The sequence below is a fragment of the Mesorhizobium sp. M7D.F.Ca.US.004.01.2.1 genome, from assembly GCF_003997785.1.
GTDB classification, from domain to species: Bacteria; Pseudomonadota; Alphaproteobacteria; order Rhizobiales; family Rhizobiaceae; genus Mesorhizobium; species Mesorhizobium loti.
The window spans coordinates 1-3,162 of the sequence record NZ_RZRQ01000500.1 but is presented as its reverse complement, the minus strand read 5'-3'; the positions used below and the strand labels follow the sequence as shown (position 1 = coordinate 3,162).

At 64.0% G+C, this 3,162-nt stretch carries 3 protein-coding genes; all 3 read right to left on the bottom strand.

Annotation, left to right across the window (positions count from 1 at the left end):
• Positions 1-1,272, bottom strand: a 1,272-nt coding sequence (locus EN993_RS33720) for a HAMP domain-containing protein (protein ID WP_127266045.1), incomplete at its 3' end; no start/stop codon positions are given.
• 7 nt (positions 1,273-1,279) lie between these two features.
• A complete protein-coding gene (locus EN993_RS33715; RefSeq protein WP_164757986.1) occupies positions 1,280-1,954 on the bottom strand; it encodes a response regulator transcription factor in 675 nt (224 codons plus the stop codon).
• A 325-nt stretch (positions 1,955-2,279) separates the two neighbouring features.
• The coding region (locus EN993_RS33710; RefSeq protein WP_127266043.1) for a PDZ domain-containing protein at positions 2,280-3,162 on the bottom strand (883 nt) is incomplete at its 5' end.

Here is a 3,162-nt window from a genome sequence, read left to right as displayed (position 1 = left end):
GCCATTGTCGGCGACCGACAGCCGAACGCCCGCACCGACCCGCTCAAGTGCCACGCGTACGGCCGGCTGGGCGGTGGCGTCGGTCGAATATTTGATGGCGTTGTCGACGATGTTCGACAGCGCCTGGCCGATCAGTTCGCGGTTGCCGTTGACGAAGGTCGCCTCTCGGACATCTGCCTCGAGCGAGACGCCCGCCTCCTCCGCCACCGGCTCATAGAGCTCGACGACATCGCGCACGGCTTCCGCAAGATCGACGCGGTTCGTATTTTCAGACGAGTAGCCAGCCTCCAGCCGGGAGATCATCAGGATGGCGTTGAAGGTTTTTATCAGCTGGTCGGACTCGGCGATGGTGCCTTCCAGCGCCTGCCGGTAGTCTGATGTCTTGTGCTTGCCCGAAAGCGTCGCTTCGGCCCGGTTGCGAAGCCGGGTCAGCGGCGTCTTCAGATCATGCGCGATGTTGTCGGAAACCTGCTTCAGACCCTCGTTGAGCGTGGCGATCCTGGCCAGCATGGCATTGAGGTTTTCGGAGAGCCGATCGAACTCGTCACCGGCCCCGGTCACCGGCAGCCGGCCCGACAGATCGCCGCCCATGATGCGGCGGCTAGCTTCCGACACGCTGTCGATGCGCTTCAGCGCGGCGCGGCCGACAAAGAACCAGATTAGCAGTCCGCCAAGCCCCATCATGCCGAGCGCCAGCATCAAAGCACGGCGGATGACAGCGCGGAACCGCTCCGGCTCGCCGAGGTCGCGGCCGACCAGCATGATCATCTGGTTCGGCAGCCGCAGCACCAGCGCAATGGCGTTGTGGCCCTTTTCGCCCTGCGCCTGCGCATCGCTCTGTTCGGATTGGGTGCTACCCTGCTCGGCTGGCAGATTGCGCAGACGCTCAAGTTCTCCTTCGCCAAAGCGCTGATAGGAGAAAGGGCTGCTGGTCCAGCCTTCGGCTTCGAGAACGCCAGGTTCGAGGCTCTGCACATTGCCGGTCAGGATCTGGCCGTTGGCGTCGGCGATCAGATAGAGGTTGGCGCCGGGCTGGCGCGAGCGCTGCTCCACCACGCGCACCAGGATCGGCAGACCGCCGCGCTGATAGGCGCGGGCAAGGCCGAGCACCTCGTCGTTGATGGTCTCCTGCGTCTGCGCGGTCAGCATGCGCGCCGACAGCGAGGTCATGTAGAAGACGAGCAGCACCGCGCAGAGCGCGAAGAGCAGGAGGTAGAGCGCCGAAAGCCGCGCTGCCGTCGTCTTCATGATGGCTGGCACGGAAAGAGCCATGCTGCTGCTAGCCGCTCTTCAGCATATAGCCGGCGCCGCGAACCGTATGCAGGATGGGCTTGTCGAAGCCCTTCTCGATCTTCCCGCGCAGCCGCGAGACATGGACGTCGATGACATTGGTCTGCGGATCGAAATGATAGTCCCAGACATTTTCCAGCAGCATGGTGCGCGTCACCACCTGGCCGGCATGCCGCATCAGATACTCCAGCAGGCGGAATTCACGCGGCTGCAGCGTGATCTCGCGCGCCGCGCGGCGCACCGAATGCGACAGCCTGTCGAGTTCGAGATCGCCGATGCGGTAGACGGTTTCCGCTTCCTTGGCGCTGGCGCGGCGGTTCAGCACCTCGACACGGGCCAGAAGCTCGGAGAAGGCATAGGGTTTCGTCAGGTAATCGTCGCCGCCGGCGCGGAGGCCGGTGACCCTGTCATCGACCTCGCCGAGCGCCGACAGGATCAGCACCGGCGTCGTGTTGCCCCTGGATCTCAGACCGGCGATGACCGACAGGCCGTCGCGACGCGGCATCATCCGGTCGATGACCATCACGTCGTAGTCGCCGGCATCGGCGAGCGCGAAGCCGGTTTCGCCGTCACCGGCGACATGCGCGGTGTGACCGGCCTCGGTAAAGGCTTTCTGCAAGTAATCCGCAGCCTCGCGATCGTCTTCTATGACGAGAATCTTCATAGGGCTGTTATACGCGATTTCGCCGGAAGGTTGAGTGGCAGACATCTGCATTGTGGCCTTTGCCAAAGCGCATCGCGATCAAGATCATCCGAAGCCGTGCGCGATAAGTCCTCGCTCCCGATGTTGTTGCGTCAGACCGCAGAAGCGCTTTTGAATTGTGCGGCAGCGGGCGATGGGAGGCCCGCTGCCGCCGGGGGAGAGCGCGATGACTGACTAACGCGCGCTCCTCCATGCTTTCCCGTGCGGCGGCTCGGGGGTGTTTGAAACTGCCGCACTGGAAAAGTCGAACAGCTTCCGAAACCGAACTCCGGTTCCGGAGCCAGCGTCAGCCCTTGGCGACGGGCAGCGCGACGAAACGATTGGCGTCGTCGTGGGTGATCTGCATCAGCACTGCCTTGCGGCCGGATTTGACTGCTTCGGCCATCGCCTTGGTGACGTCTTCGATGCCGTTCACTTCGTTCGAATTGACCGACGTGATGATGTCACCGGGCTGGATGCCGCGATCGGCGGCGTCGCTGTCGGGGTCGACATCGGTCACCACCAGCCCCTTGCCGTTTTCGGACTTGGTAACGGTCAGGCCGAGATCAGCGAGCGAATCTGGCTTGGCCGGAGCGGCGGGCTGCGGCTGGTCGGCAGACGCCTGCTTGTCGCTTGAGGGCAACGTGCCGAGATCGACCTTGACCGTCTGGCTCTTGCCGTCGCGCCACACGGTGACATCGACCGACTTGCCAGGCGAATAGGCGCCGATCAGCCGGGCCAGTTCCTTCGGCGAAGCAACGTCCTTGCCTTCGACCTGGGTGATCACGTCGCCGGCCGTGATACCGGCCTTCTTTCCTGGGCCGTTGTCCTGGGCGCTGGAAACCAGCGCGCCGTTGTTGGACTTCAGACCGAGCGACTCAGCGATGTCGGAAGTGACCGGCTGGATTTCGACACCGAGCCAGCCGCGCTGCACGGAACCGCTCTTCATCAGGTCCTGAACGACCTGCTTGGCGGTCGAAGCGGGAATGTCGAAGGCGATGCCGACGCTGCCGCCGGACGGCGAGAAGATCGCGGTGTTGATGCCGACGACCTGGCCGTTGAGGTTGAAGGTCGGGCCACCCGAATTGCCGCGGTTGACCGAAGCGTCGATCTGGATGAAGTCGTCGTAAGGGCCGGCGCCGATGTCGCGGCCACGGGCCGAGACGATGCCGGCAGTGACGGTGCCGCCG